3 protein-coding genes are annotated in these 3,465 nt (G+C 52.8%); 2 read left to right on the top strand and 1 reads right to left on the bottom strand.

Annotation, left to right across the window (positions count from 1 at the left end; translation table 11 throughout):
• Positions 1-445 precede the first annotated feature (445 nt).
• The gene (locus AC5S26_RS29730; RefSeq protein ID WP_494188564.1) at positions 446-892 is read left to right on the top strand and encodes a hypothetical protein; all 447 of its coding nucleotides are present in this window, start codon (positions 446-448) and stop codon (positions 890-892) included.
• Between the two features lie 67 nt (positions 893-959).
• Positions 960-1,682, top strand: a complete 723-nt coding sequence (locus tag AC5S26_RS29725) for a hypothetical protein (protein WP_494188563.1) — start codon at positions 960-962, stop codon at positions 1,680-1,682.
• A 320-nt stretch (positions 1,683-2,002) separates the two neighbouring features.
• On the opposite strand, the gene AC5S26_RS29720 is transcribed toward AC5S26_RS29725, so the two are convergent.
• Complete coding sequence (locus AC5S26_RS29720) at positions 2,003-3,262, bottom strand: hypothetical protein (RefSeq protein ID WP_494188562.1); 1,260 nt, start codon at positions 3,260-3,262, stop codon at positions 2,003-2,005.
• Positions 3,263-3,465 lie beyond the last annotated feature (203 nt).

Here is a 3,465-nt window from a genome sequence, read left to right as displayed (position 1 = left end):
CGGCGTTTATCAGGACCAATATCCGAATTCATACGCTTCGATGAGTGCATTGGCCAGAACTCACCAACTGAGTTCGCAACTTCCGGATCGACCGTTATTCGGAAGTGATCGAACGAGCACTTCTCAGAGCTCATCCGAGAACAACAGACTAGGCTGAAGACCCCGCCGGCAGTGGCGAGGTTCAGCTTTTGCGATCAAGTTTGGTTCTGGACAGAGTTCTGGAGTCCTGAATGGCGTGAATCTAACGACTTCAGATTACGTCCCGAAGCCTAACCTTTGTTGCCCTCGCTAAGCGACAGGAAACGACTGACAGTCCATCTGCGGAGTTTTGGGGTCGAACCGTCCATGCAATTTTCCCTTTGGCAAGTGCTTTTCTTTGATCTGGCCGGCGTACAATTGGGCGCACTAGGCCCGCTCATAATCTGTGTAACAAAGGGAATGAGATATGCCCGTTACCACCATCCTATATAAAATCACCACCAACATAGATTGGCGTTCCACGCTGTATATCGAAGGCAGCCGTGCACAGTGGGGAATCTTTGTGGCGGGAACCGTAAACATAACCGTTTTCGAGATCACAAGAACAGTTGCAGGACAGTTGCCCGATCCCCTTATTACAAGAAATTGGGTTCCGGATTACACCGGCGGTCTCGTTATTCCGGGAGCAACGCATACTTCAGACGTCTACGATTTCGGAGTTCCCTTACCGGTTCCAGACGCAACGCAGAACGTGACCTACCAATTTACGGTAGTGGAGGCAAGGGATAACGTGACATGGATTCAGCCGACTGCTGCCAACAACTACATGCTTACCGTTCAGTACGACGATCCTGACGCTGGGGCTGGCCAGTATATTGTTGAAATCTTCGTGACGGTGACTCCCATCCCTTGACCGCTCAAAAACCATAGATTCAGCCTTCCTAAGTCATCATGGCCATCTTTGCAGGAGAGAAATCAAAATGTCCGTTACAGTTGATGCTTTAGAGGAAGCTTCCATCGCTGGAGTTTCGGCTGGTTGGGGGAAGGATGTGGGCAAAGCTTACGGCTATCTGATGTTTGGAGGTCCTGGATTTGGAGGCGTCGTAGATTGGGCCACACTTATTGCGAAGGCTGATGCTATGGCCGCCCAGGATTTAACAGAAGATCTCGCAATAAGCCTTGTGTCGGGTTGCGCGAAGGTTGGTTTAGCGGCCGTTTTCAAATCCATTCTGTTAAAAATGTCTGAAAATCCTTTGGCTAAGGGTGCCGCGGAAGCTGCAGAACTCACGGCAGATGTACTGTCCACCGCTTCAGTGTTGGTTGTTACTGGTATTTTTGAATCCAAAGAAGAAATAGGTCCCGAGCCTTCAGCACGAGAGCAACAGCCGATTCCGGGGCCGCCGCCGCCGCTGGGGCAAGGACTAGTGGAGCAGCCGCAGCCGGGGCAGGTAGTACAACCGCAGCCAGCACAAAACGAACGGCCGCTTGTCGAACAACCGCAGCAACCACCGCCGCGACCACAGCCCCAGCCACAGCCACAACAGCCAGGAGGGCAGGTCGGCCCAGGGTGGTCTCCGGGCGGTCAGGTCGGGCCGGGGCAGGTCGGCCCAGGGTTGTCTCCGGGCGGCCAGGGCGGGCCGGGGCCGCCCGGAGTCGTAGTAGGACAGGGAGATCCAGGCGAAGGAGACCCGGACGGGGGATAAATCCATCCGGCGCTAAGGGGGCGAATTAGACGGTGGCGGCGCGCTTATGTAGTGCTGAAGCTGGGTGCAAAAGATTCTTTCGTGGCACGATGACAGAGGGTCGAGTCGACCCAAAACGGATGCGCGATGACGCATTGTCCCTCCGAGCGACTCCGTCCCCGGATTGTCGCTAGCCGGAATCCGGCGACGTCTCCCGAATGACGCGAAATCGCCAAGTCACTTTCCGAGGTGTGCTGGCCCTCGAAACCCGCATTGGCCTGCTTGCGCGATTCAAGAACGGAAGATGTTCAAATATGGGCGTCAGTCCCAGTTGGCTCCCGCTAGAAACGGCTCTGTGCTTTCAGAATATAGGCCCACCCAGATTTTTCAGCTTCAGTCCTAGCCTTATCACGATCAATCATCATCTGCACGCCGAACAGCGCTATCGTGCTTACGACTGCGGTTGGCATAAACAATCCAATATGCAGGGTAGACGCAAGCCAACTGAGCAAAGCTGGAGGTGTGAGAGAAGTGCCGAGTGCCTTCATTCCTGTCTGTATTCGTGCGTACTGATAAGCCTTCTTCGTTTCTTCAATACGTTCTGTCGCAAGCTCAAAAGCAAGTCGCTTCACCCTTTCGCCGTCGTCTTCAGAAGATACGGATTGAACGTCGTTGAGCAGCGATTGCAGGGCCTTTTGGAATTTGAAACGGTCCTTAACGGTCGCTTCTCGGAAGTCGGCAATTTGGGCAGAAGACACAGCACTTATATGCATCGGTAAATTGGCTTGCAGAACAGCTGTTGTCGTCTCTCCTGCAATACGAGAAAAGGTGGCAACTTGTCTGGCAGCTTCTGAGTCTCCAGCAAAGAGATCTGCCTTGAGTTGACCAGCCTTTTCAGAAGCGATAAGGCTCAAATAGTAAAAGGCGACATCTCGGTCCACTAACATTTCGCCAGTGTCAACCTCTACTGGTTTCAGGCCGCGTTGCCGAAGAGAATCAGCTTTGTTCTGAAAGAACAATGCCGTCTCATTGTCACCCTCTTCCTCCCACTCACCAGCTTTTCTTAGATATTTCTTATAGAGGGCTTGTGTTGAGGCTGCTGTTCCATTAGTGGGCTTCCAGTTCTTGTGACTGCTTTTGACATATTCTCCGGTTCTGCTCGTATATAACTCATGTTCCCACCAAGGTGCCAGTATTTCCGTTGTTCCTTGTTGCACGGCGTTGAACTCCCTAAGGAGGTCTCCTACCGGGTAAGGGAGCTTCTCCGAAAACAGTGAGAAGGCTTCCACTCTGGAGTTCCCGGTCGTCACCTGTTTTGATGGAGCTCCCAAGTCGTAGTTCGCAATGAAATTGCTAGTGTTCTGCTCAGCTCGGGATACCAACCAAGAGCGCAAACGCTCCACGATGGTGTCGTTAAGGATGTCGTCTGGGTAGACGGGTAGCAGAAATCCGTTTAGGGCCGCATTCAGTTCGATGATGCCCGGCGAATCTGGCGGAGCATTGCGTGATGTCACCCGATGCACTCGTTCCCAGCACAGCGCGGCTGTCTTGAGCCAAGAAATGTCCGGTTCGATGTATGGGTAGCACACGACCTGATCCAAAGTATTCCCCTAGAGGAACATTATGCTGGATCAACCTACCCGCACGAGAATTTCTTTAGGACACGAATTCCAATATGCAACCAAAGCCGGTCGGTTAGGACATATGCAGAGCAGTAGGTGGGTGGGATCGCAACAACGCTAGAGGTTCCGGCAAGCGAGGTCCATAGCGTTCCACTTCTTAAGCTGCACATAGATGAGCGCAT

This window comes from Edaphobacter sp. FHG110511_03 (genome assembly GCF_059115365.1).
Note: the sequence above shows the minus strand (reverse complement) of the source record. Positions and strands in the feature narration are given on the sequence as shown.